The 23405-nt window shown below is 72.5% G+C and carries 20 protein-coding genes; 16 read left to right on the top strand and 4 right to left on the bottom strand.

Annotated elements, in window-relative coordinates; translation table 11 throughout:
• Positions 1–131: 131 nt before the first annotated feature.
• On the top strand, positions 132–761 hold the full coding sequence (gene purN, locus ACWD4B_RS09615) for a phosphoribosylglycinamide formyltransferase (RefSeq protein ID WP_451420244.1): 630 nt from the start codon (positions 132–134) through the stop codon (positions 759–761).
• A gap of 5 nt (positions 762–766) precedes the next feature.
• On the top strand, positions 767–2332 hold the full coding sequence (gene purH / locus ACWD4B_RS09620; RefSeq protein ID WP_451420245.1) for a bifunctional phosphoribosylaminoimidazolecarboxamide formyltransferase/IMP cyclohydrolase: 1566 nt from the start codon (positions 767–769) through the stop codon (positions 2330–2332).
• A 97-nt stretch (positions 2333–2429) separates the two neighbouring features.
• Here purH and ACWD4B_RS09625 read toward each other — a convergent pair whose 3' ends face one another.
• Complete coding sequence (locus tag ACWD4B_RS09625; protein WP_451420246.1) at positions 2430–3059, bottom strand: RDD family protein; 630 nt, start codon at positions 3057–3059, stop codon at positions 2430–2432.
• 95 nt (positions 3060–3154) lie between these two features.
• On the opposite strand from ACWD4B_RS09625, the gene ACWD4B_RS09630 reads away from it, so the two are divergent.
• From ACWD4B_RS09630 to ACWD4B_RS09690, 13 genes are all read left to right on the top strand, one after another.
• Positions 3155–4024, top strand: a complete 870-nt coding sequence (locus ACWD4B_RS09630) for a bifunctional methylenetetrahydrofolate dehydrogenase/methenyltetrahydrofolate cyclohydrolase (protein WP_451420247.1) — start codon at positions 3155–3157, stop codon at positions 4022–4024.
• Complete coding sequence (locus tag ACWD4B_RS09635) at positions 4014–4496, top strand: DUF3017 domain-containing protein (protein WP_451420248.1); 483 nt, start codon at positions 4014–4016, stop codon at positions 4494–4496. The genes ACWD4B_RS09630 and ACWD4B_RS09635 overlap by 11 nt, the downstream gene beginning before the upstream one ends.
• Positions 4497–4619: 123 nt before the next feature.
• Positions 4620–5834 carry an NADP-dependent isocitrate dehydrogenase gene (locus tag ACWD4B_RS09640; RefSeq protein WP_451420249.1) on the top strand — a complete coding sequence of 405 codons (1215 nt, stop codon included), beginning with the start codon at positions 4620–4622 and terminating at the stop codon, positions 5832–5834.
• Positions 5835–6247: 413 nt separating this feature from the next.
• Positions 6248–7387 carry a helix-turn-helix domain-containing protein gene (locus ACWD4B_RS09645; protein WP_451420250.1) on the top strand — a complete coding sequence of 380 codons (1140 nt, stop codon included), beginning with the start codon at positions 6248–6250 and terminating at the stop codon, positions 7385–7387.
• A 309-nt stretch (positions 7388–7696) separates the two neighbouring features.
• Positions 7697–8686, top strand: coding sequence for a malate dehydrogenase (locus ACWD4B_RS09650; protein WP_451420251.1), 990 nt, complete (start codon positions 7697–7699; stop codon positions 8684–8686).
• A gap of 173 nt (positions 8687–8859) precedes the next feature.
• Entirely contained in the window at positions 8860–10476 is a 1617-nt protein-coding gene (locus tag ACWD4B_RS09655) for a hypothetical protein (protein WP_451420252.1), read from the top strand.
• Positions 10473–10994 carry a hypothetical protein gene (locus ACWD4B_RS09660; protein ID WP_451420253.1) on the top strand — a complete coding sequence of 174 codons (522 nt, stop codon included), beginning with the start codon at positions 10473–10475 and terminating at the stop codon, positions 10992–10994. Before ACWD4B_RS09655 ends, ACWD4B_RS09660 begins: the two co-directional genes overlap by 4 nt.
• A 13-nt stretch (positions 10995–11007) precedes the next feature.
• Positions 11008–11754, top strand: coding sequence for a hypothetical protein (locus ACWD4B_RS09665; RefSeq protein ID WP_451420254.1), 747 nt, complete (start codon positions 11008–11010; stop codon positions 11752–11754).
• A 226-nt stretch (positions 11755–11980) separates the two neighbouring features.
• Positions 11981–13483: an aldehyde dehydrogenase family protein gene (locus tag ACWD4B_RS09670; protein WP_451420255.1), complete on the top strand. Its 1503-nt coding sequence runs from the start codon at positions 11981–11983 to the stop codon at positions 13481–13483.
• A 56-nt stretch (positions 13484–13539) separates the two neighbouring features.
• On the top strand, positions 13540–15081 hold the full coding sequence (locus tag ACWD4B_RS09675; protein WP_336417217.1) for a GMC oxidoreductase: 1542 nt from the start codon (positions 13540–13542) through the stop codon (positions 15079–15081).
• Complete coding sequence (locus ACWD4B_RS09680; RefSeq protein WP_451420256.1) at positions 15078–16361, top strand: quaternary amine ABC transporter ATP-binding protein; 1284 nt, start codon at positions 15078–15080, stop codon at positions 16359–16361. Before ACWD4B_RS09675 ends, ACWD4B_RS09680 begins: the two co-directional genes overlap by 4 nt.
• A complete protein-coding gene (locus tag ACWD4B_RS09685) occupies positions 16358–18340 on the top strand; it encodes an ABC transporter permease (protein WP_451420257.1) in 1983 nt (660 codons plus the stop codon). The genes ACWD4B_RS09680 and ACWD4B_RS09685 overlap by 4 nt, the downstream gene beginning before the upstream one ends.
• Complete coding sequence (locus ACWD4B_RS09690) at positions 18327–19313, top strand: ABC transporter substrate-binding protein (RefSeq protein ID WP_451420258.1); 987 nt, start codon at positions 18327–18329, stop codon at positions 19311–19313. The genes ACWD4B_RS09685 and ACWD4B_RS09690 overlap by 14 nt, the downstream gene beginning before the upstream one ends.
• Positions 19314–19370: 57 nt before the next feature.
• On the opposite strand, the gene ACWD4B_RS09695 is transcribed toward ACWD4B_RS09690, so the two are convergent.
• The 3 genes from ACWD4B_RS09695 to ACWD4B_RS09705 all read right to left on the bottom strand — a co-directional run bounded on the left by ACWD4B_RS09695 (position 19371) and on the right by ACWD4B_RS09705 (position 21757).
• Positions 19371–20468 (bottom strand): alpha/beta hydrolase, encoded by a 1098-nt coding sequence (locus ACWD4B_RS09695; RefSeq protein WP_451420259.1) that lies wholly within the window; start codon positions 20466–20468, stop codon positions 19371–19373.
• Between the two features lie 75 nt (positions 20469–20543).
• A complete protein-coding gene (locus ACWD4B_RS09700; RefSeq protein ID WP_451420260.1) occupies positions 20544–21299 on the bottom strand; it encodes an isocitrate lyase/PEP mutase family protein in 756 nt (251 codons plus the stop codon).
• Positions 21296–21757 (bottom strand): carboxymuconolactone decarboxylase family protein, encoded by a 462-nt coding sequence (locus ACWD4B_RS09705; protein WP_451420261.1) that lies wholly within the window; start codon positions 21755–21757, stop codon positions 21296–21298. The genes ACWD4B_RS09700 and ACWD4B_RS09705 overlap by 4 nt, the downstream gene beginning before the upstream one ends.
• 47 nt (positions 21758–21804) lie before the next feature.
• Here ACWD4B_RS09705 and pdxR point away from each other — a divergent pair, with 47 nt between their 5' ends.
• The gene (gene pdxR / locus ACWD4B_RS09710) at positions 21805–23223 is read left to right on the top strand and encodes a MocR-like pyridoxine biosynthesis transcription factor PdxR (RefSeq protein WP_451420262.1); all 1419 of its coding nucleotides are present in this window, start codon (positions 21805–21807) and stop codon (positions 23221–23223) included.
• Positions 23224–23405: the final 182 nt, after the last annotated feature.

Raw genomic sequence — 23405 nt, forward strand, 5'->3', positions numbered from 1 at the left:
GGGGGCCGGGCGGTGTGCCGGTATCGTTGCTGGCGGCCGTCGGCTTCGTAGGGATCCCCGTATCGGGGAGCCTCTCCTTTTCGTACGTCCATACAAACCAGTTGTCCCGCCCCGCGAGAAAGGGCCCCACCGTGGCTGCCCCTGCTGGACGTCCTGCCCGCCTCGTCGTGCTGGTCTCGGGTTCCGGTACGAACCTGCAGGCCCTGATCGAGGCCATCGACGCCGATCCGGACGGCTACGGCGCGCGGATCGTGGCCGTGGGCGCCGACCGGGACGGCATCGCCGGGCTGGAGCGCGCCGAGCGCGCCGGGCTGCCCACCTTCGTCTGCCGGGTGCAGGACCACCCCACGCGGGAGGCCTGGGACGCCGCGCTCGCCGAGGCGGTGGCCGGGTACGAGCCGGACCTGGTGGTGTCCGCCGGCTTCATGAAGATCGTGGGGAAGGCCTTCCTGGCCCGGTTCGGCGGGCGGACGGTCAATACGCACCCCGCTCTGCTGCCCAGTTTTCCCGGCGCCCACGCCGTGCGCGACGCGCTCGCGTCCGGGGTGAAGGTGACCGGCTGCACCGTCCACTTCGTCGACGAGGGCGTCGACACCGGACCCGTCATCGCGCAGGGCGTGGTGGAGGTCCGGGACGAGGACGACGAATCCGCGCTGCACGAGCGGATCAAGGAAGTCGAGCGACAGCTGCTCGTCGAAGTCGTGGGCCGACTGGCCCGGCACGGCTACCGCATAGAGGGACGAAAGGTACGGATCCAGTGAATCCCGTGACCGCCGAAGGCACCAAGCGGCCCATCCGCCGCGCGCTGGTCAGCGTCTACGACAAGACGGGGCTGGAGGAGCTCGCCCGCGGCCTGCATGCGGCGGGCGTCGAGCTCGTCTCGACGGGCTCGACGGCCGGGAAGATCGCCGCGGCGGGCGTCCCGGTCACCAAGGTCGAGGAGCTCACCGGCTTCCCCGAGTGCCTGGACGGGCGTGTGAAGACCCTGCACCCGCGCGTCCACGCGGGCATCCTCGCCGACCAGCGCCTCGACGCGCACCGCGAGCAGCTCACCGAGCTGGGCGTCGCGCCCTTCGAGCTCGTGATCGTCAACCTCTATCCGTTCCGGGAGACCGTCGCCTCCGGCGCCACCCCGGACGAGTGCGTCGAGCAGATCGACATCGGCGGCCCGTCGATGGTCCGCGCGGCCGCCAAGAACCACCCGTCCGTGGCCGTGGTCGTCGACCCGGCCCGTTACGACGACATCCTCGCGGCCGTCGCGGCCGGCGGCTTCGACCTCGCGCAGCGCAAGCGCCTTGCGGCGCAGGCCTTCCAGCACACCGCCGCCTACGACGTGGCCGTGGCCAACTGGTTCGCCGCCGACTACGCCGCTGCCGACGACAGTGGCTTCCCGGAGTTCGTCGGCGCCGGTTACGCCCGCGCCGATGTGCTGCGCTACGGCGAGAACCCGCACCAGCCCGCCGCCCTCTACACCGACGAGGGCGGCAAGGGCCTGGCCTCCGCCGAGCAGTTGCACGGCAAGGAGATGTCGTACAACAACTACGTCGACACCGAGGCCGCCCGCCGGGCCGCGTACGACCACGACGAGCCCTGCGTCGCGATCATCAAGCACGCCAACCCCTGTGGCATCGCGACCGGTTCGGACGTCGCCGAGGCGCACCGAAAGGCCCACGCCTGCGACCCGCTGTCGGCGTTCGGCGGCGTCATCGCCGTCAACCGCCCGGTGTCGGTGGCCATGGCCGAGCAGGTCGCGGAGATCTTCACCGAGGTCATCGTCGCCCCCGACTACGAGGACGGCGCGGTCGAGGTCCTGGCCCGCAAGAAGAACATCCGCGTGCTGCGCTGCGCCGACGCCCCGTGCGCGGTCAAGGAGGTCCGGCCCGTCGAGGGCGGGCTGCTGCTGCAGGTGAAGGACCGGCTGCAGGCCGAGGGCGACGACCCGGCGCACTGGACGCTGGCCACCGGCGAGCCGCTGTCCGCCGACGAGCTGGCCGAGCTGGCGTTCGCGTGGAAGGCGTGCCGCGCGGTGAAGTCCAACGCGATCCTGCTGGCCAAGGACAACGCGACCGTCGGCGTGGGCATGGGCCAAGTCAACCGCGTCGACTCCGCCAAGCTGGCCGTGCAGCGCGCGGGCGAGGAGCGGGCGCGCGGCTCGTACGCCGCGTCGGACGCGTTCTTCCCGTTCCCGGACGGGCTGGAGGTGCTCACGGCCGCGGGCGTCAAGGCCGTTGCGCAGCCGGGTGGTTCGGTCCGTGACGAGCAGGTGGTCGAGGCCGCGAAGGCGGCCGGGGTGACCATGTACTTCACGGGTACGCGGCACTTCTTCCACTGAGCGCTCGCGCTCCCCTGGGGGTGCGGTACTTCGGCTGCGGGCCGTCTGTGGCTGGTCGCGCAGTTCCCCGCGCCCCTTTCGGGGCGCGGGGACGCGCTCAGCGCACGCGGACGGCGACCGTGCCCACCATCTTGTCGGCGAAGGTCTGGTTCTTCGCGTCCCACAGCGGCCACAGGTAGCCGAGGTAGAGGGCGGCGCCGTCGAAGAAGTGGCACAGGTGACGCCCGAAGGCGGCGCCGAAGCCGATCGGCATGCCGTCGCGCTCGCGCAGGACGGCGATGCCCAGCGCCTTCTTGCCGAGCGTCTGACCGGTCTTGCCCATGCGGTGCAGGCTCCAGAAACCGAAGACCAGGGAGATCAGGTAGCCGAGGGCAATCAGTGCAATGCCCGTGCCCAGTCCGGCCTTCGAGGGGCCGCAGGTCTGGATGCCGTAGCTGTCGGCCGTGCAGGTGCGGGACGAGGCCATCACCACGGCGCCGATGACGCCGAAGACGATCGGCGCCACGCTGAGCATGAGGCCGTCGAGCACCACCGCGCCCACGCGCGACCACCAGCCCGCCAGCGGCGGGCGCTGCGGCGCGGCGTACGGCATCTGGCCGTACGGGCCGGGCTGCTGGGGGAACGGCGGGTACGGCGCACCCGGCGGGGGCGGGTAGGCCCCGGGCTGGGGCGGGTACCCCGGCGCGGCCGGCTGCTGCGGGTACGGGGGGTAGGGCGGGTGGGTCACCTGGATCCTTCGAGCGGTGGGGCTGTGACGGCCGACATCGTAGGCGCAGGCCACCTGAGTGGAACCCGGGCCGTCCCATCCGCGAGGATGGGGCCATGACCGCCCAGATTCTCGATGGCAAGGCCACCGCGGCCGCGATCAAGTCCGAACTCACCGTCCGTGTGGAGGCGCTGAAGGCCGAGGGCGTGCAGCCCGGCCTGGGCACTCTCCTCGTCGGCGACGACCCCGGCAGCAAGTGGTACGTGGCCGGAAAGCACCGCGACTGCGCGCAGGTGGGCATCGCCTCCATCCAGCGCGAACTGCCCGCGACGGCCACCCAGGAGGAGATCGAGGCGGTCGTCCGCGAGCTGAACGAGAACCCCGAGTGCACGGGGTACATCGTCCAACTCCCGCTCCCCAAGGGCATCGACACCAACCGCGTCCTGGAGCTGATGGACCCGGCCAAGGACGCCGACGGCCTGCACCCGATGAGCCTGGGCCGCCTGGTGCTGAACGAGACCGGCCCGCTGCCCTGCACCCCGAACGGCATCATCGAGCTGCTGCGCCGTCACAACGTCGAGGTCAACGGCGCGCATGTGGTGGTCGTCGGCCGCGGCATCACCGTCGGCCGGTCCATCGGGCTGCTGCTGACCCGCAGGACCGAGAACGCCACCGTCACCCTCTGCCACACCGGCACCCGCGACCTGTCGGCGCAGCTGCGCCAGGCGGACATCATCGTGGCCGCCGCGGGCGTCGGGCACCTGATCAAGCCGGAGGACGTCAAGCCGGGCGCGGCGGTCCTGGACGTGGGCGTCAGCCGGGACGGCGAGGGCAAGATCCAGGGCGACGTGGACCCGGGCGTGGCCGAGGTGGCCGGCTGGATCTCCCCGAACCCGGGCGGCGTCGGCCCGATGACGCGCGCCCTGCTGCTGGTCAACGTCGTGGAGGCCGCCGAGCGTGCCGCCGGAATCGACCATGCAGGCTGAGTCCGGCTCCGGCTCCGCCTCCGGGGCCGGCGAGCACAAGCCCGCCAAGCCCGCCAAGGCTGCCAAGTCCGCCGAGGCCGCCAAGCAGGGTTCCCGCCGTCCGCCCCGGCTCACGCAGGACACTGCGCGCCCCGAGGGCGGCGGGCGCGCCGCGCCCGGCGGCGCCCCCGCGCCCGCGCGGCAGTGGCCGCTGCTGGCGGTCATGGCGGGGACCGGGCTGGGCCTGCTGGTCGTCGCCCTCGACGCCTGGCGGGTCGGCGCGATCATCATCGGGCTGGCGATGATCGGCGGCGCGGTGCTGCGCTGGATGCTGCCCTCGGTGGGCATGCTGGCGGTGCGCTCGCGGTTCACGGACCTGTTCACGTACGGCGGGCTGGGCGTGGCGATCGTGCTGCTGGCCCTGATGGCCCAGCCGCACGCCTGGCTGAAGATCCCCTTCCTGGACGACGTCCTGCACTTCACCGTGCAGTAGGTGTGCGTATCTTGAGGGCGAGGTGTTCCTTCCCCGCCTCCCGGGCCCCCTGGTGCCCCGGGAGCGGGAGGGGCGCTGCCTCCCGGCGGGGGACCCCGGCTGCGTGAGAGGGACGGTCCGCTCATGACGAAGATCAAGGTTGCCAACCCGGTCGTCGAGCTCGACGGCGACGAGATGGCCCGCATCATCTGGCAGTTCATCAGGGACCGGCTGGTCCTGCCGTATCTCGACGTCGAGCTGAAGTACTTCGACCTGGGCATCGAGCACCGCGACGCCACCAACGACCAGGTCACGATCGACGCGGCGCACGCCATCGCCGAGCACGGCGTCGGCGTGAAGTGCGCGACGATCACGCCGGACGAGGCGCGGGTCGAGGAGTTCAACCTCAAGGCGATGTACCGCTCGCCCAACGGCACCATCCGCTCGATCCTCGGCGGGGTGATCTTCCGCGAGCCGGTCATCGTGAGCAACGTGCCCCGCCCGGTCCCGGGCTGGACGAAGCCGATCGTCGTCGGCCGCCACGCCTTCGGCGACCAGTACCGCGCGACGGACCTCAAGGTCCCGGGCCCGGGCACGCTCACCCTGGCCTTCGCCCCGAAGGACGGCTCGGAGCCGGTCGAGCTGGAGGTGTACGAGTTCCCGGGCCCGGGCGTGGCGCTGGCGATGTACAACCTGGACGACTCGGTCCGCGACTTCGCGAAGGCCTCGTTCCGCTACGGGCTGGAGCGCGGCTACCCGGTCTACCTGTCCACGAAGAACACGGTCCTGAAAAAGTACGACGGCCGCTTCAAGGACCTCTTCCAGGAGGTCTTCGACGCCGGGTTCCGGGCGGACTTCGAGGCCAAGGGGCTGGTCTACGAGCACCGGCTGATCGACGACATGGTCGCCGCGGCGCTGAGGTCGCCGGGCGGCTACGTCTGGGCGTGCAAGAACTACGACGGCGACGTGCAGTCCGGCGTCGTCGCGCAGGGCTTCGGCTCGCTGGGCCTGATGACCTCGGTGCTGATGTCCCCGGACGGCCGGACCGTCGCGGCGGAGGCGGCGCACGGCACCGTCACCCGCCACTACCGCCGCCACCAGCAGGGCAAGGAGACCTCGACCAACCCGATCGCCTCGGTCCACGCCTGGGCCCGCGCCCTGGCCCACCGGGGCAGGCTCGACGGGACCCCCGAGGTGACCGGGTTCGCGCAGACGCTGGAGCGGGTGTGCACCGAGACCGTCGAGCGCGGCCGGATGACGAAGGACCTGGCCCAGCTGATCGGCCCCGAGCAGCCGTGGCTGACCACCGAGGAGTTCCTGGCCGCGCTGGAGGAGGGCCTCAAGAAGAGCCTGTCGTGAGCCGTGCTTTGACTTCGGCGGTGCGCGGGTAGGAAAGGGAGTGGAGGAGAGCCGGCGACCGGTCCTCCACCCCCGTGGGAGGACAGGCCGCCGCTCGTCCTTGAGGATCATGAAAACGGGAATCCGGTTCAAGGCCGGTCGGTGTGCTGTGGCCCGGAAGTGACCGTTCCGGTACGAGGTCCGCATTCCGTACCAAAACCCGGGCGAATGTCACCACCCGGTGACGCGACGCGCCCCCGGGGGCGTGCGACCGGCGAGTTTGATCAACCCCAAATGCCACCGTGCGCCGCCCTGTTGGGAACTGACATGCTGAGTTGTGCCATCCCCCTGGGTAGCCGGAACCGAGGCTGTGGAGGGGGAAGCACAGCGGCACGGGGGAGACGACCGTTCGCATCGGGGGACAGGGGAGGGCAATGCCTCGTTGGAGGGCGCTACCGGAGGAACTCGATCCGCAGGTACGCGAGTTCGCCGAACAGCTGCGCAGACTCGTGGAGCGGAGCGGCCTGAGCATCGCCGCCGTCGCGGACCGCACCGGCTACAGCAAGACGTCCTGGGAGCGCTATCTGAACGGCCGTCTGCTGCCGCCGCGCGGCGCCGCCGAGGCGCTCGCCGAGGCCACGGGCGCCGACCCGGGCCACCTCGGCACGATGTGGGAGCTGGCCGAGCGCTCCTGGAGCCGCTCGGAATTGCGGCACGACGTGACGATGGAGGCGATCAAGGTCGCCGAGGCGCGGGCCGCGCTGGGCGCGTTCGGCCCGCCTCCCGAGGAGGCGGGCCGCGGCAGGAGGTCCGGGGGCGGCAGGCGGATCCGCTCCGCCCTGCGCAGCGAGGGTGCGTTGCGCACGGCGGGGGCGGCGACGGCCGCGGCGACGGCGGACCCGCCCGTCGGTGCGGACGGGCCGGAGGAGAGCCCCCAGCCGCAGGCCGATGCCGGCCGGTCCGGGAGGCGTGGCCGGCTGCTGTCCCGTCCCGGCGGCTCGCCGGACGTCCGGGCGCGGGCCATCCCCGTGGGCAAGGGCGGCCGTAACGGCGGCCGTTCGCCGCGGCGTACGGCGGTGCTGTTCGCCCTCGGCGGAGTGGGCACGGCGCTGGTGATCGTCTCCGCGGTGCTGCTGCTCGGCTCGGGCGACGACGGCGGGAAGAAGGCCGAGGGACCGCTCACCTCGCCGAGCGTCAGCAGCAGTCCGGCCCCGGCGCCCGCCGGGGTGAAGTGCACGGGCGCGGAGTGCGCGGGCAAGGACCCGGAGACCATGGGCTGCGGGGGCCGGCATGCGACGACGGCCGGTTCCACGACGGTCGGCACCTCGTACGTCGAGGTCCGCTACAGCAAGGTCTGCAGCGCCGCCTGGGCGCGTCTGACGCAGGCCGTGCCGGGGGACTCCCTGCGGATAAGCAATGACGCCGCGACCCCGGCGCGGACCGAGCGCGGCCGGGTGGACCGGGGCACGGACGCCCACACGAACATGGTCCCCGCCGACGGGCCGCGCCAGGCCACCGCGTGCGTGACGCTGGTCTCGGGGCGCAAGGGGTGCACGGTGCCGAGCGCCCCGTAAGGGGCGCGGGGAACTGCGCGACCAGCCCCTGACGGCCCGCAGTCGACGCACTGCCCCGGGGTCCGGGGCGAAGCCCCGGGGACGGCACGGCATGTCATCTGCGGGCGCGTCGTGGCCGGTCGCGCAGTTCCCCGCGCCCCTGACGGGGCGCGCCGTACCCAGGAGCCCCCGTGGCAGACGGTGAGGCGTCCCACACCGGGTCGGCCGCGGAGCGGCGGCCGGGTCGGATAGCCTGACGCCGGATCTCTTGACACCGAGAGATCACCTTGGGCAGGGACACCCACCGCCGTTTTGCAGCAGGAGATCGCCATGACCCGCACTCCCGTCAATGTCACCGTCACCGGCGCGGCCGGTCAGATCGGCTACGCGCTGCTCTTCCGCATCGCCTCCGGTCAGCTCCTCGGCGCGGACGTGCCGGTCAAGCTGCGCCTGCTGGAGATCCCGCAGGGCATGAAGGCCGCCGAGGGCACCGCGATGGAGCTCGACGACTGCGCCTTCCCGCTGCTGCGCGGCATCGACATCTCCGACGACCCGAACGTCGCCTTCGCCGGCGCCAACGTCGCGCTGCTGGTCGGCGCCCGCCCCCGCACCAAGGGCATGGAGCGCGGCGACCTGCTGGAGGCCAACGGCGGCATCTTCAAGCCGCAGGGCCAGGCCATCAACGCCCACGCCGCGGACGACATCAAGGTCCTGGTCGTCGGCAACCCGGCCAACACCAACGCCCTCATCGCCCAGGCCGCCGCGCCGGACGTGCCGGCCGAGCGCTTCACCGCGATGACCCGCCTCGACCACAACCGCGCGGTCACGCAGCTGGCGAAGAAGGCGGGCGTCTCCGTCGCCGACGTCAAGAAGCTGACGATCTGGGGCAACCACTCCGCCACCCAGTACCCGGACATCTTCCACGCCGAGGTCGCCGGCAAGAACGCCGCCGAGGTCGTGAACGACGAGCAGTGGCTGGCCGACGCGTTCATCCCCACCGTCGCCAAGCGCGGTGCGGCCATCATCGAGGCCCGTGGCGCCTCCTCGGCCGCCTCCGCCGCCAACGCCGCCATCGACCACGTCCACACCTGGGTCAACGGCACGGCCGCGGGCGACTGGACCTCCATGGGCATCCCCTCGGACGGCTCCTACGGCGTCCCGGAGGGCCTCATCTCCTCCTTCCCGGTGGTCTGCAAGGACGGCAAGTACGAGATCGTCCAGGGCCTGGAGATCAACGAGTTCTCCCGCGCCCGCATCGACGCCTCGGTGCAGGAGCTCGTGGAGGAGCGCGACGCCGTCCGCGGCCTCGGCCTCATCTGAACAACCTGACGGATTCGTACACGCGTAGCGCGGTACGTACGTACGGGACGAGAATCGGCCCGTCATCTGCTCCCGGGAGGGGTCGATGGCGGGCCGTTCGGCTTATTCTGAGTTCTTCCGAAAGTACGTCAACTCATGTAATCCGCAAGTGAGTTCGACGGATCGGGGGACCCGTGAATCACTCCGCTCAACAGGACTCCCGCAGCGAGGCCACCAGGCTGCTCTGTGCGGGGACCTATCTCGACATCGACTTCCGCCGTCGTGTCATCGAGGAGCTGGTCGAGCACGAGGAACGGCCCATCGCCCCCTCGCTGGGCGTGGACATCGTGCCGGTCCTCGGCCACGCCCTGCGCGCCCGCAGGCAGGACACGCAGACGGCACTCCTGCTCCTGGCACTCTGGCTGGTATTCGTCTTCGTGGACGCGGTCTCCGGCGGGGCGCCGGTCTGGGCGGGGGCGTACGCCGGGGTGTGCTTCCTGCACTGGGGCGTCCAGGCGGCCGCCGGGCGGGGCTCGTCCGTCTACGTCGTCGACAGACGCACTCTGCGCCAGGCCCTCAAAGGCAGCGGCGCCCTGCGCGCCCTGCGTGCGGCCCTGCCCGTGCTGCCGCCGCTGCTGTCGCTCGGCTACTGGGTCCTCGCGCTCGGCGCGCTCGCCTTCGGGGTGAACGACTGGGCCGCCGTGATCTTCCCGCTGCTGCTGGTGCTGCCCGTGTGGAACCACCGCACCCGCGTGGCGGCCGTGATGCGCGACGAGCTGGGCCGGCAGAGCTTCGATCGGCAGCCCCGGGCCTTCCCGACGAGCGCCTACCACCGGCGGATCGCCGAGGCCATCGCCCGCGAACAGTACGCGGGGCTCACCATCTACGACCCCTCCCGCCCCTTCATCGGCATGGGCCGCCCGTACGAGCCCTGGTCGTTCGCCCTGGAGCTCAAGCGGGCGAAGCACGCCGGTGGCGCGGCGGGTGCGAACGGGGCGGCGGGGACGGTGCCGTTCACCGGACGGCTCGTCGTCGACCTGATCCGGCCGCGGCTGGAGGCCCTGCGCGAGGCCGCCGCCGCGACCAGCCGGGACCGGCTGAAGGACCTGGAGATCGAGGAGTTCGTCTATCTGCCCGTCGGCCCGCAGCGGTTCGCGGTGGACTACACCGACCTGACGGTGCGCCGGCACCTGGACGACTCCGTCGACGAGGGCGGCGAGGGCCGCCGGTACTTCCTGCGGGTGCGCATCGGCGCGTGGGACGAGCAGGTCGTCGTCTCCGTGCTGGTCCGGGTGCACACGCAGGGCGGGATGCTGGTGCTGGAGGTCGTGCCGCACGTCCTGACGCCGATCCGGCCCGAGTTCCGGGCGGTCGACGTGATCGCGGGGCGCGGCGAGGAGGACCTGCTGCGCGACGGCCTGCGCGCGCTGCTGAGCGCGCCCGCCGCCGGGTTCGCGGCCGCGGTCTCCACGGTCCGCTCGGCGGTCTGCGGCTTCCGCACCTGGCTCCACGACCCGCAGCGCGCCGTGCCGGACGGGCCGGCCGACTCGGTGCGGGAACTGGCCGGGGTGGAGCGGGTGTCGCTGTTCCAGGAGATGGACATCAGCCGCTACGTGAAGACGGTCCAGGACCGCATCGCGAGCGGGGTCCGGGAGGCGCTGCGCTCCCAGGGCTACCAGACCGACCAGTTCGAGCAGCAGATCGTGCAGATCAGCGAAGGCGGCACGTACATCGGCTCGATGAGCGGCGGCGCGGTCGCCGTCGGCGCCGGGGCCGAGGCCAAGAGCACGACAGGAAGCGGGGGGCGATGAACGGGCAGCAGGACGGCGGCGGTTCCGGCGGGGGCATCTCCATCGGCCGGATGACGGGCGGCGCGGCCGCCAGTGGGAAGGGCGCGAAGGCGGAGGACCGCTCGGAGCGGGTCGGGCCGCAGGTGCCGGCCGGACCGTCCGGGACGCCGGTGCCCGCCGAGGTGCCCGCCGAAGGGGGCGTTGCCGTCGGCGAGATGAGCGGGGGTGCGGTCGCCGCGGGCGAGCGGGCCGAAGCGGTGGACGCCTCGCGGCAGTTGTTCCTGGTCACCCCGGAACTCCTGGACGCCGTACGGCTGGTGCAGCAGGACCTGCCGCTGCTCGCCCGTACCGACGGGGACCGGATCGACGAGGTCGACGCCGAACTGGCCGGACTGCGCGAGGAGGCGTGGCGCACGGGCCGCACCGGGCGCCCCCGGCTCGAACGGCTCAGGTCCCTGCTGAGCGCCGGGGCCACGGCCGCCGGAGGGCTCGCGTCGGCGGTGACCCTCGTCCAGGCGATCACCTCGTTACTGGCGTGAGGCGGCGAGGCACATGAGCCATTGGGATGCCGATCGCCAGGAGTGGGTGGAGGGCCCGCCGCAGGAGCCGTCGGACCGGCTGCCGGGGGACCGCCCCCCGGCCGGCCGCTCGCACGCGTCCGTCCTGGCCGCCTCGGTGGCCGGGGTGGTCCTCGCGGGCGGCCTGGGCGTCGGGGTGTGGTCCCTGGTGCGGGACGACGGCGGCGGGGGCGGGCACCCGGAAGCGGTGCCGTCGTCGGTGCCGTCGTCGGTGGCGCCGGGTGCGAGCACGCCGGCGCCGGGCACCTTCGGGACGCCGCCGCCGTCCGCCCCGGCGTCGACGGCCGCCGGGTACGTGCGGACCCAGGACCCGGCCGGGTTCCGGCTGGACGTGCCGGCGGGGTGGCTGCGGTCCACGAGCGGCAGCAGTGTCTTCTACAAGCCGGCGGACGACCGCAGCGTGATCCAGGTGTTCCGGATGACGGAGTCCGGCGTGGACTCGTACGGGGCGTTGTCGGCGACGGAGAAGGACGTCTCCGGCAACCCCGGCTACCAGCGGATCGCCCTGATGCGGCTGAGCGGGGATGCGGCGCAGTTCGAGTACACGTACACGCGGGACGACGGGAGCGCGCGGCGCGTCGTGATCTACGCGTACACCGCGCCGGACCGGAACCGGTACGCGCTGCTGGTGGGCGGGCCGGCGGCGGACTGGGTGCCGCACCAGGAGATCTTCCGGAGGGTGGTGACGGGGTTCTGCCCTGTTGGCTACTGCACGAGCTGAGGGACCGCGCCCCGTAAGGGGCGCGGGGCGGTGACATTGTGCGGCTCCGCCGCGTGGGCGCGACCAGCCACGGACGGCCCGCAGACAACCGGGGGCGGAGGGCCCCGGCACACCCGTAACACGAAGTGACACGCATCACTCTTTGTGAACGGCGACGCATAAGTCGCCGCCTCCCGGTAAGGCGCCACCCGTTGATCGCCGAACAGGGAAAGAGGGCAGCAAGGTCATGTCGTCAGCCGAGACCGTCCATGTGAACGGCGTGTGGCGCCCCGCCGCATCCGGCGCGCAGCGGGAGGTGCTCGATCCCGCCGACGCCAAGACGCTTGCCGTCGTGGCCGAAGGCGGTGCCGACGACGCCGACGCCGCCGTCGAAGCCGCCCGCCGCGCCTTCGACGAGGGCACCTGGCCGCACACCCCCGTCGCCGAGCGCGCCCGTGTGCTGCGCCGGGTCGCGGAGCTCCTGGAGCGCGACCGCGAGGAGATCGCGCTCACCGAGAGCCGCGACACCGGCAAGACCCTCGCCGAGGGACGTGTCGACGTCGACGACGTCGCCAACGCCTTCCGCTACTTCGCCGATCTCGTCATCAACGAGAGCGGCGGCCGCGTCGTCGACACCGGCTCCCCGGACGTGCACAGCGTCGTCGTCCACGAGCCCGTCGGCGTCTGCGCGCTGATCACGCCGTGGAACTACCCGCTGCTGCAGGCCAGCTGGAAGATCGCCCCGGCGCTGGCCGCGGGCAACACGTTCGTGATCAAGCCCAGCGAAGTGACGCCGCTGTCCACCGTGCACCTGATCCGGCTGCTCGCCGAGGCCGGTCTGCCGGCCGGTGTCGCCAACCTGGTGACCGGCGCGGGCGACCCGGTGGGCGCCCGGCTCTCCGAGCACCCGGGCGTCGATCTCGTCTCCTTCACCGGCGGGCTCGCCAGCGGCACCAGGGTCATGCAGGCCGCCGCGCCCGGCGTGAAGAAGGTCGCGCTCGAACTCGGCGGCAAGAACCCCAACGTGGTCTTCGCCGACGCCTGCGCCACCGACGAGGACTTCGACACCGCCGTCGACCAGGCCCTCAACGCGGCCTTCATCCACAGCGGCCAGGTGTGCTCGGCCGGTGCCCGGCTCATCGTCGAGGAGTCGGTGCGCGAGCGGTTCGTCGCCGAACTCGCCCGCCGCGCCGACCGCATCCGCCTCGGCCGCGGCACCGAGGAGGGCGTCGAGTGCGGCCCCCTCGTCTCCGCGCAGCAGCTGGCGAAGGTGGAGGCCTACGTCGCCTCCGCGCTCGACGAGGGCGCGGTGCTGCGCAGCGGCGGCGTCCGGCCCGAGCCGAACGCGGTGCGCCCGGCGACCGGTTACTTCTACGCGCCGACCGTGCTGGACCGCTGCCACCGCCGGATGAAGGTCGTCCGCGAGGAGACCTTCGGGCCCATCCTCACCGTCGAGACCTTCCGCACCGAGGACGAGGCCGTGGCCCTCGCCAACGACACCGAGTACGGGCTCGCCGGCGCCGTCTGGACCAAGGACGCGGGCCGGGCGCGCCGGGTCGCCGGGCGGCTGCGCCACGGCACCGTGTGGATCAACGACTACCACCCCTACCTGCCGCAGGCGGAGTGGGGCGGCTTCGGCAAGTCCGGCATCGGCCGGGAGCTGGGGCCCTCGGGGCTCGCCGAGTACCGCGAGGCCAAGCACGTGTACCAGAACCTCGCGCCGAAGCCGGTGCGCTGGTTCGCAGGCTGAGCCTCCGACCGCCCCCGGTCTCCCCGATCCCCCCGGCCCCGCAAGGAGTTCACCGCATGCCCGTCTACGACTACGTGGTCATCGGTGGCGGAACCGCCGGTTCCGTCATCGCCTCGCGTCTCACCGAGGACCCCGACGTCACCGTCGCCGTCATCGAGGGCGGCCCCTCGGACATCGACCGCGACGACGTCCTGACCCTGCGCCGCTGGCTCGGCCTGCTCGGCGGCGACCTCGACTACGGCTACACCACCACCGAACAGCCGCGCGGCAACTCGCACATCCTGCACAGCCGCGCCAAGGTGCTGGGCGGCTGCTCGTCCCACAACACCCTGATCTCCTTCAAGCCGCTGCCCGGCGACTGGGACGAGTGGGCCGAGGCGGGTGCCGAGGGCTGGGACCACGCGTCCATGGACCCGTACTTCCACAAGCTGCGCAACAACATCGTCCCGGTGCACGAGAAGGACCGGAACGCCATCGCCCGCGACTTCGTCGAGGCCGCGCAGAAGGCGATCGGCGTGCCGCGCGTGGAGGGCTTCAACAAGGAGCCGTTCCACGAGGGCGTCGGCTTCCTCGACCTCGCGTACCACCCCGAGAACAACAAGCGCTCGTCCGCCTCCGTGGCCTACCTCCACCCGCACATCGAGGCCGGGGACCGCCCCAACCTCACGCTGATGCTGGAGACCTGGGCCCACAGGCTGGAGCTGGACGGCAACCGGGCCAAGGGCGTGCACGTCCGCACCAAGGACGGCGCGGAGATCCTGGTCGAGGCCGCGCGCGAGGTGCTCGTCTGCGCGGGCGCGATCGACTCGCCGCGGCTGCTGATGCACTCGGGCATCGGCCCGAAGGCGGACCTGGAGGCGCTGGGCATCCCCGTCGTGCACGACCTGCCGGGCGTCGGCGAGAACCTGCTGGACCACCCGGAGTCGGTGATCGTCTGGGAGACGGACGGCCCGATCCCCGACAACTCGGCGATGGACTCGGACGCGGCCCTGTTCGTGCGGCGCGACCCCGAATCCCGGGGCCCCGACCTGATGTTCCACTTCTACCAGATCCCGTTCACGGACAACCCGGAGCGGCTGGGCTACGAAAAGCCGGAGCACGGTGTCTCGATGACGCCGAACATCCCCAAGTCCCGCAGCCGCGGCCGCGTCTACCTCACCAGCGCCGACCCCGAGGTCAAGCCGGCCCTCGACTTCCGCTACTTCACGGACGAGGACGACTACGACGGGCAGACCCTCGTCGACGGCATCAGGATCGCGCGCGAGATAGCCGGGACCGCTCCGCTGGCGGGCTGGCTGAAGCGCGAGGTGTGCCCCGGCCCGGAGATCACCTCGGACGAGGAGCTGAGCGAGTACGCGCGCAAGGTCGCGCACACCGTCTACCACCCGGCGGGCACCTGCCGGATGGGCTCCGCCCTGGACGAAACGGCTGTGGTGGACCCGCAGTTGCGGATCCGCGGCCTGGAGGGGATCCGCATCGCGGACGCGTCGGTCTTCCCGACGATGTTCGCGGTGAACCCGATGATCGGCGTGCTGATGGTGGGGGAGAAGTGCGCCGAGATGCTTGCAGCAGGCTCCGAGGAGGGGGTGGAACGGTGACCGGCACCCGCACCGCGACGGCGGTGATGACGGCCCGCGTGCCGAGGCCGTGCCAGGAGGACTCCCACCCGGGGGCGGGCGCGAACGGCTCCGCCGTGAACGGTGCCGCCGCAGTGGGCACGCGCCCCGAAGGGGCGCGGGGAACTGCGCGAGCGGCCACGGACGACCCGCAGTGGCAAGAGCACAGGTCCGGCGAACCGCCCGTCGCCCCGGCCCGGGGCGGCGAGCCCCCCGTGTTCTCCGTCCGCAACCTGTGGAAGGTCTTCGGGCCGAAGGCCGACCGCGTGCCCGGCAGCGGGCTCGCCGAGTTGTCGGCCGAGGCGCTGCGCGAGCAGACCGGGTGCACCGTCGCCGTGCGGGACGTGTCGTTCGACGTGCGGCCCGGCGAGTGCTTCGTCGTCATGGGGCTGTCCGGGTCCGGCAAGTCCACGCTCGTCCGCTGCCTGACCCGGCTCATCGAGCCGACCAGCGGCACCATCGCCATCGACGGCGAGGACGTGCGCGGCATGGACAAGGGCGCCCTGCGCAACCTGCGCCGGCACCGCGCCGCCATGGTCTTCCAGCACTTCGGGCTGCTCCCGCACCGCACGGTGCTCGACAACGTCGCCTACGGGCTGGAGATCCAGGGCGTGGGCAGGGCCGAACGGCGCGCCCGCGCGGCCGAGATGGTGGAGAAGGTCGGGCTCGCGGGGATGGAGGGGCGCCGCCCCAGCCAGCTCTCCGGCGGGCAGCAGCAGCGCGTCGGGCTGGCGCGCGCCCTCGCCGCCGACCCCGAAGTGCTGCTCTTCGACGAGCCGTTCAGCGCGCTCGACCCGCTGATCCGCCGCGACATGCAGGAAGAGGTCGTCCGCCTCAACCGCGAAGAGGGCCGCACCATGGTCTTCATCACCCACGACCTCGCGGAGGCGCTCCGCGTCGGCCACCGCATCGCGCTGATGCGCGACGGCCGGGTCGTGCAGTGCGGCACCCCCGAGGAGATCGTCGGCTCGCCCGCCGACGACTACGTGCGCGACTTCGTCCGGGACGTGCCGCGCGAGCAGGTCCTCAGCGTCCGGCGCGCCATGCGCCCGGTCGGGGACGCCCACGAGGCCGAGGACGGGCCCGCCCTGCACCCGGCCACGACCGTGGCCGAGGCCATCGAGACGGTCGCCCGCACCGGCGGGCCGGCCCGGGTCGTCGAGGGTGAACGCTGCCTGGGGGTCGTGGACTTCAAGAGCCTGCTGCGCGTCGTCGCGGGGCTGGGAACCGGGGGCCGGACCGAGGAGAAGGCCGCCGCATGAGCAGCACCACCGCGACGGTTCCGGCCGCGGATTCCCCCGTCCGGACCGTCCTTCGCCACCGCGCCGTCCGCAAGCTCCTGCTGCTCGCGGCCGTCGCGGCGGTGCTCGTCCCCTTCGCCGACGCCCGCTGGGGCAGCGGCAGCTGGCCGCACGCGCTGACCGTCTCCCTGGACGGCCCGCTCAAGAGCACCAGCAACTGGATCATCGACAACCGTGACAGCCACTGGCTGTTCCTGTACTTCTTCGGGCACATCAGCGCCGCCATCATCACCGCGATCCACGCGGTGTACGTGGTGCTGCTCGCCCTCGGCTGGGCGGGCGTGACCGCCGGCGCCGCCCTGCTGGCCTGGCGGGCCGCGGGCGTGCGGGCCGCGGTCACCGCGCTGCTGTCCTTCGCCGTGTGCGGAGCGCTCGGCATGTGGGTGCCGACGATGCGCACGCTCGCGCTGATGATCGTCGCGGTCGCCGTGTCCGTGGCCGTCGGCGCCCTGCTCGGCCTGGCGGCCGGCCTGTCGGACCGCACGTTCCGCGCGCTGCGCCCGGTCCTGGACACGATGCAGGCGCTGCCCGCCTTCGCCTATCTGCTCCCCGTCGTGCTGGTCTTCGGCATCGGCGTCGCGCCCGCGGTCCTGGCCACGGTCGTCTACGCCGCCCCGCCGATGGCCCGGCTCACGGCACTCGGCCTGCGCGGCACCGACAAGGGCGTCCTGGAGGCCGTCGACTCGCTCGGCGCCACGGCCCGGCAGCGCCTGCTGACGGCCCGGCTGCCGCTGGCCCGCCGCGAACTCCTGCTCGGCGTCAACCAGACGATCATGATGGCGCTGTCGATGGCCGTCATCGCGTCGGTCATCGGCGCGGACGGCCTGGGCGACCGCGTCTACCAGGCGCTGTCGACGGTCGACGTCGGCAGCGCACTGGCGGCGGGCATCCCGATCGTGCTGCTGGCGATCGTGTTCGACCGCACGACGGCGGGCCGCCCCGGGGTGTGGGCAGGCGTTCCGCAGGGCGGAACGGGTGGGCACACCCCACCCACGGCCCGCACCCGGAAGATCACGGTGTGGACCGCCGGCCTCGCAGCCTTGGCGGCCACCGCCCTGCTGTCGGCCGGCCACACCTGGCCCGACCGCTGGACGGTCGCCATCGCCGCGCCCGTCAACACGGCCAAGGACTGGATGGTCGATCACCTCTACTCCGGCCTGCCCGGCATCGGCGGCACCGCCGACTGGGCCGCGCACTACACCGGCTGGGTGCTCGACCCGCTGCGCTCCGGGCTCCAGGGCCTGCCCTGGTGGGCCGCGCTGCTCCTCGTCGCCGCGCTCGCCTGGCTGATCGGCACCTGGCGCACCGCCCTGACCGCGGTGCTCTCGCTCGCGCTGATCGGCGTGCTGGGCCGCTGGGACGCGTCCATGGACACGCTCTCCCAGGTGCTGGCCGCGGTGGCCGTCACGCTCGTCCTCGGCTTCGCCGTGGCCGTCGGCGCCGCGCGCAGCACGCGCGTGGAGCGGCTGCTGCGGCCCGTGCTGGACGTGTGCCAGACGATGCCGCAGTTCGTCTACCTGATCCCGGTGGTCGCCCTGTTCGGCGTCGGCCGTGCTCCGGGTGCCGCGGCGGCGATCGTCTACGCGCTGCCGGCCGTCGTCCGCATCGTCGGTCAGGGCCTGCGCCAGGTGAACCCCGGCGCCCTGGAGTCCGCCCGCTCGCTGGGCGCGACGGGCGGGCAGCAGCTGCGGCAGGTCCAGTTCCCGCTGGCCCGGCCCCAGTTGCTGCTGGCGGTGAACCAGGCCGTGGTGCTGGTGCTCTCCGTCGTCATCATCGCCGGCCTGGTCGGCGGCGGCGCGCTCGGCTACGACGTCGTCTTCGGCCTGGCCCAGGGCGACCTGGCGACCGGTCTGGTGGCGGGAGTCGCCATCGCCTGCCTGGGGTTGATGCTCGACCGGGTCACGCAGCCGACGAAGGGAGTCCGTGATGGCGACGCGTAAGAGAACGCGCAAGGTTCTGACCGCCGTGGCGGCACTCGGCCTGCTGGCCACCGCCACCGGGTGCGGTGCGGCCGACATGACCAAGCAGGGTTCGCCGTATGCGAATGCGGCGGGTGCGAAGACCGTCACCCTGTCCGTGCAGTCGTGGGTGGGCGCCCGCGCCAACGCGGCCGTCGCGCAGTACCTGTTGGAGCACGAGCTCGGCTACCGGGTCGACACGGTTCAGGTGGACGAGGTCCCCGCCTGGGACGCCCTCAGCCAGGGCCGTGTGGACGCGATCCTGGAGGACTGGGGCCACCCGGACCAGGAGAAGCGGTACGTCGACGACAAGAAGACGGTCACCCCCGGCGGCGACCTGGGCGTCACCGGCCACATCGGGTGGTGGGTCCCGAAGTACTTCGCGGACGCACACCCCGACGTGCTGGACTGGCGGAACCTCGACAAGTACGCGTCCCAGCTGCGCACCGCGGAGAGCGGCGGCAAGGGCCAGCTGCTCGACGGCTCGCCGTCGTACGTCACGAACGACAAGGCGCTGGTGAAGAACCTGAACCTGAACTACCAGGTGGTCTTCGCCGGTTCCGAGGCGGCGCAGATCACCCAGATCAAGCAGTTCGCCAAGGAGAAGCGGCCGTTCCTCACCTACTGGTACGAGCCCCAGTGGCTCTTCAACGAGGTGCCGATGGTGGAGGTGAAGCTCCCGGAGTACACGGATGCGTGTGCGGCGAAGGGGCTGAAGGATCCGTCGACGATCGACTGCGCCTATCCGACGTCCCAGTTGAAGAAGTTCCTGAACACGGACTTCGAGAAGAAGGGCGGGAAGGCCGCCGACTTCCTGCGGAACTTCCACTGGACGAAGGCCGATCAGAACGAGGTCGCCCAGATGATCGCCGAGGACAAGCTCTCACCGGACGATTCGGCCAAGAAGTGGGTGCAGCGGCACCCGGACGTGTGGAAGGCGTGGCTGCCCCGGTAGGGACGTGGTGGGGAACTGCGGGCCGTCCTCGGCTGGTCGCGCAGTTCCCCGCGCCCCTTACGGGGCGAGCCGCCCGCTGAGCCACTTCAGCGCCGGCGGAATCTCCCGCCGCCACGTGTTGAAGTTGTGACCGCCGCTGTCGAGGATGATCGACGAAGCGTGCGCGGGCGCCTTCACCTTCTTGATGAACCGCAGCGTGTCCTTGTAGTTCCCCTCGCCCTTCAGCGAGGACGTGACCAGGAACGAGGAGTTGCCCTGCGGCTTGTGGTCCAGGCTCCACAGCAGGTCGGATCGTTTCTCCTCGTTCTTGTTCCCCTTGTAGAGGTCACCGGAGTCGCCGTCGATCTCCGGCTTGTAGTCCGCTGACAGGCCCACCCCGGCCGCGTACGTCTCCGGGTGCTGCAGCGCCATCTTCAGCGCGCAGTAGCCGCCGGTCGAGTCGCCCATGATGCCCCAGTTCTTCGGGGAGGTGCCGACGCGGTAGGTGCTCGAGATCGCCTTGGTGACGTCCTTGCCGAAGAAGGTCTCGCTCTGCGGGCCCCCGGGGACGTCGATGCACTGGGAGTTGACGGGTGCGATGGTGGGCCGCATCATCACCAGGATCATCGGCTGCATCTTCTTCTGCTTCGCCTGCGTCCACGCCGTCTTCGGGTAGCGCAGCCCCTTGAGCAGGTTCTCCGCCGTTCCCGGATATCCCGTCAGCACGACGGACGCGGGGAACTTCCGCTGCTCGTTGCCCTTCTGGAAGTACTCCGGAGGCAGGTACACGTACGCCTGGACGGCGGTGCGGGAGAGCTCGCCGTGCAGCGTGATCTTCTCGATCACGCCGCCTCCGCGCGGGTTCGAGCCGCCGGGCACCTCCGGGGCCTGCCGCCCGATGACCTGCACGGCCGCGGCCCCGACGGGCGCCGCCGCCTGCTGCTTGGTCTGGCCGAGCAGGTCCTCCCACGAGCTGTAGAGCAGGAAGCTGCGGTTGGCCACGAGCCCGACCGACGCGAACACGAAGGCCTGCACGACGACGAGCATCCCCGCCCGCCCCAGCACCTGTCTCGCGCCCGGGCGCACCAGCCGCGGCCACAGCCACACCGTGACTGCGAACATCAGCGCCGTGCACAGCACGGCACATATCAGGAGCGTGTCACTCGTCAGACCCATGGAACTGCAAACCCTTGCGACGTCTCGGCCTGGACGCACCGGTCCAGCAGCACCGGCAGACCGGTGCGCACCTGGCTAGAGCGCTGCAGGGGGCAAATCGTTCCGCAATCCTGCTGCCATATCCGCCACACCCGCGAGCGCCCGCCGGAACAGCCCGCCGCCGAAGGTGATCCGGACGGCGCCCAGCCGCCCCAGCTCCCGCGGTGAGGGCCCCCCGTCCCGGGCCATCGCGTTGACCGGCAGCCCGATCGCCTCCGCCAGCGGGGCGAGCAACTCGCCCGGGGCGAGGATCGGGTAGACGCAGTCGGCCCCGGCGGCCGCGTAGAGACGACCCCGCTCCACGGCGGGGCCGAGCCCGGTCCCGCCCTTCAGGAAGGTGTCGACGCGGGCGTTCACCACGACCGCGTCGCCGGCGGCGGCCCGCACGGCCGCCAGTCGGTCCGCCTGCTCCTGAGGGTCCGTGAGCCGTCCCGAATCCCGTGCGGAATCCTCCAGGTTGCAGCCCACCGCGCCCGTTTCGAGCAGCCGCTCCACCAACTCCCGCGGCGCGAGCCCGTAGCCGTCCTCCAGGTCCGCGGTGACCAGCACCCCGTCCGCCTGCACGGCGCGCACGATCCGCGCCACCGCCGCGAACATCTCCGCGGGCGGCGCGGTGCCGTCCGCGAACCCGAGCGACGCCGAGACCCCCGCGCTCGGCGTCGCCAGGGCGCGGAACCCGGCCTCCGCGAAGGCCCGCGCGCTCGCGGCGTCCCACGGGCCGGGCAGGACGAGCGGGTCGTCCGCGGCACGGCCGTGGTGCAGGGCGCGGAAGGCAGCGGCGGCGGCCGTCATCGCATGTGCCCGACGGGAGTGCGGAACGCCACGTTGATGCGGTTCCAGACGTTGATCGTGGCGATCAGCGAGACGAGCCGGGCCAGTTCGGGCTCGGAGAAGTGCGCGGCAGCCCGCTCGAACACCTCGTCAGGAACGAAGCCGTCCGTCAGGACGGTCACGGCCTCCGTCAGGGCGAGCGCCGCCCGCTCCTTCTCGGTGTAGATCCCGCCGGCCTCCTCCCAGGCGTTGAGCAGGTTGATGCGCTGCTCGCTCTCGCCCGCCTTGCGCGCGTCCGTGGCGTGCATGTCGATGCAGAACGCGCAGTGGTTGACCTGGGAAGCGCGGAGCAGGACCAGTTCGACCAGGGTCGGGTCCAGGTCCTTCTTGGCGGCCTGGGTGAGGGCGAGGGTCGCTTCGTAGACATCGGGGGCGTGCTGGATGAAACGCATGCGAGGAGCAGTCAGAGGAGCAGTCATGCGACCGACTCTAGATCGGCAGTAGCCCACGTGTATGGTCCACTTCCATGCCGGAAGACAGGGCCACTTCGGTCCCGGGAATGGACCTCCACCTCGACCTGCCCGGGAAGGGCCACGGCGTGCGCGCCGCCCTCACCCGCGCCCTGCGCGACGCCGTGCGCTCCGGCCGCCTCGCGCCCGGCACCCGCCTGCCCTCCTCCCGCTCGCTCGCCGCCGATCTCGGGCTGGCCCGCAACACCGTCGGCGAGGCCTACGCCGAACTGGTCGCCGAGGGCTGGCTCACCGCCCGGCAGGGCTCCGGCACCCGGGTCGCCGAGCGCGCCGCCCCGCCGCGCCCGCCCGCCCGGCGGCTCGCCCCGCTGCGCGCCCCCGAACGCCCCGCCTACGACCTGCGCACCGGCACCCCCGACGTCTCCGCCTTCCCCCGTGCCGCCTGGCTCTCCGCCGCCCGCCGCGCCCTCACCGCGGCCCCGCACGAGGCCTTCGGCTACGGCGACCCGCGCGGCCGCCCCGAGCTGCGCGCCGCCCTCGCCGACTACCTGGCCCGGGCCCGCGGCGTCCGGGCCGACCCCGAACGCATCGTGATCTGCGCGGGCTTCAAGCAGGGGCTCGGCATGCTGAGCTGGGCGCTGCGGGCACGCGGCACCGAGGAGATCGGCGTCGAGGACCACGGGCTCGGGTACCACCGCGAGGTGATCGAGGAGGCGGGCCTGCGCGGCGTGCTGCTCCCGGTCGACGGGCACGGCGCCGACGTCCGCGCGCTGGACGGCCGGCCGGACGTCCGGGCCGTCCTGCTCACCCCGGCCCACCAGTTCCCCACGGGCGTCCCCCTGCATCCCGACCGCCGGGCCGCGGTCGTCGACTGGGCGGCCCGCACCGACGGGGTGATCCTGGAGGACGACTACGACGGCGAGTTCCGCTACGACCGTCAGCCGGTCGGGGCGCTGCAGGGGCTGGCCCCGGACGACGTCGTCTACTGCGGCACCGCGAGCAAGTCCCTGATCCCCGGGCTGCGCCTCGGCTGGCTGGTCCTGCCGGACCGGCTGCGGGACGAGGTGCTGGACGTGAAGCGCAACGGGGCCTGGGGGACGAGCGTCCTCGACCAGCTCACGCTCGCGGAGTTCATCACGTCGGGTGCGTACGACCGTCACCTGCGCTCGATGCGCCAGCGCTACCGGCGCCGCCGCGACGCGCTCGTCGCTGCGCTGGCCGAGCAGGCGCCGCACGTCCGTGTCACCGGCATCGCCGCCGGCCTGCACGCGGTGCTCGAACTCCCGCCGGGCACCGAGCGGTCCGTGGTCCAGGCGGCGGCCTGGCAGGGCCTCGCGGTGGAGGGCGTGAGCCGCTTCCGGCACGGGTCCGCTTCCGCGGGGGACGGCTTGATCATTGCTTACGGCACCCCGCCGGACCACGCGTTTGCGGGGGCACTGGACGCCCTCTTGAGGGCGTTGCCGCCGACCCCGTAAGACGGGCGCCCCGTCAGGGGCGCGGGGCTGTTCACATATGCGGCTCCGCCGCGTGGGCGCGACCAGGCGCCCCGTAAGGGGCGCGGGGAACTGCGCGTCTCAAGCTCCACGCAGGGAGCATAACTTCGCCTCGTGCGTCACACCAGACACATGACAGAGATCGTCCGACTACGGAGCGCGAA

The organism is Streptomyces sp. NPDC002536 (genome assembly GCF_053594995.1).

What these genes read in the sequence shown, in the direction of transcription:
- ACWD4B_RS09640 (WP_451420249.1), top strand. Translation starts at nt 4,620, where the DNA reads ATGACGAAGATCAAGGTTGCCAACCCGGTCGTCGAGCTCGACGGCGAC.
- ACWD4B_RS09665 (WP_451420254.1), top strand. Translation starts at nt 11,008, where the DNA reads ATGAGCCATTGGGATGCCGATCGCCAGGAGTGGGTGGAGGGCCCGCCG.
- pdxR (WP_451420262.1), top strand. Translation starts at nt 21,805, where the DNA reads ATGCCGGAAGACAGGGCCACTTCGGTCCCGGGAATGGACCTCCACCTC.
- ACWD4B_RS09695 (WP_451420259.1), bottom strand. Translation starts at nt 20,468, where the DNA reads ATGGGTCTGACGAGTGACACGCTCCTGATATGTGCCGTGCTGTGCACG.
- ACWD4B_RS09635 (WP_451420248.1), top strand. Translation starts at nt 4,014, where the DNA reads ATGCAGGCTGAGTCCGGCTCCGGCTCCGCCTCCGGGGCCGGCGAGCAC.
- ACWD4B_RS09650 (WP_451420251.1), top strand. Translation starts at nt 7,697, where the DNA reads ATGACCCGCACTCCCGTCAATGTCACCGTCACCGGCGCGGCCGGTCAG.
- ACWD4B_RS09690 (WP_451420258.1), top strand. Translation starts at nt 18,327, where the DNA reads ATGGCGACGCGTAAGAGAACGCGCAAGGTTCTGACCGCCGTGGCGGCA.
- ACWD4B_RS09675 (WP_336417217.1), top strand. Translation starts at nt 13,540, where the DNA reads ATGCCCGTCTACGACTACGTGGTCATCGGTGGCGGAACCGCCGGTTCC.
- ACWD4B_RS09660 (WP_451420253.1), top strand. Translation starts at nt 10,473, where the DNA reads ATGAACGGGCAGCAGGACGGCGGCGGTTCCGGCGGGGGCATCTCCATC.
- ACWD4B_RS09670 (WP_451420255.1), top strand. Translation starts at nt 11,981, where the DNA reads ATGTCGTCAGCCGAGACCGTCCATGTGAACGGCGTGTGGCGCCCCGCC.
- ACWD4B_RS09705 (WP_451420261.1), bottom strand. Translation starts at nt 21,757, where the DNA reads ATGACTGCTCCTCTGACTGCTCCTCGCATGCGTTTCATCCAGCACGCC.
- ACWD4B_RS09685 (WP_451420257.1), top strand. Translation starts at nt 16,358, where the DNA reads ATGAGCAGCACCACCGCGACGGTTCCGGCCGCGGATTCCCCCGTCCGG.
- ACWD4B_RS09630 (WP_451420247.1), top strand. Translation starts at nt 3,155, where the DNA reads ATGACCGCCCAGATTCTCGATGGCAAGGCCACCGCGGCCGCGATCAAG.
- ACWD4B_RS09645 (WP_451420250.1), top strand. Translation starts at nt 6,248, where the DNA reads ATGCCTCGTTGGAGGGCGCTACCGGAGGAACTCGATCCGCAGGTACGC.
- ACWD4B_RS09700 (WP_451420260.1), bottom strand. Translation starts at nt 21,299, where the DNA reads ATGACGGCCGCCGCCGCTGCCTTCCGCGCCCTGCACCACGGCCGTGCC.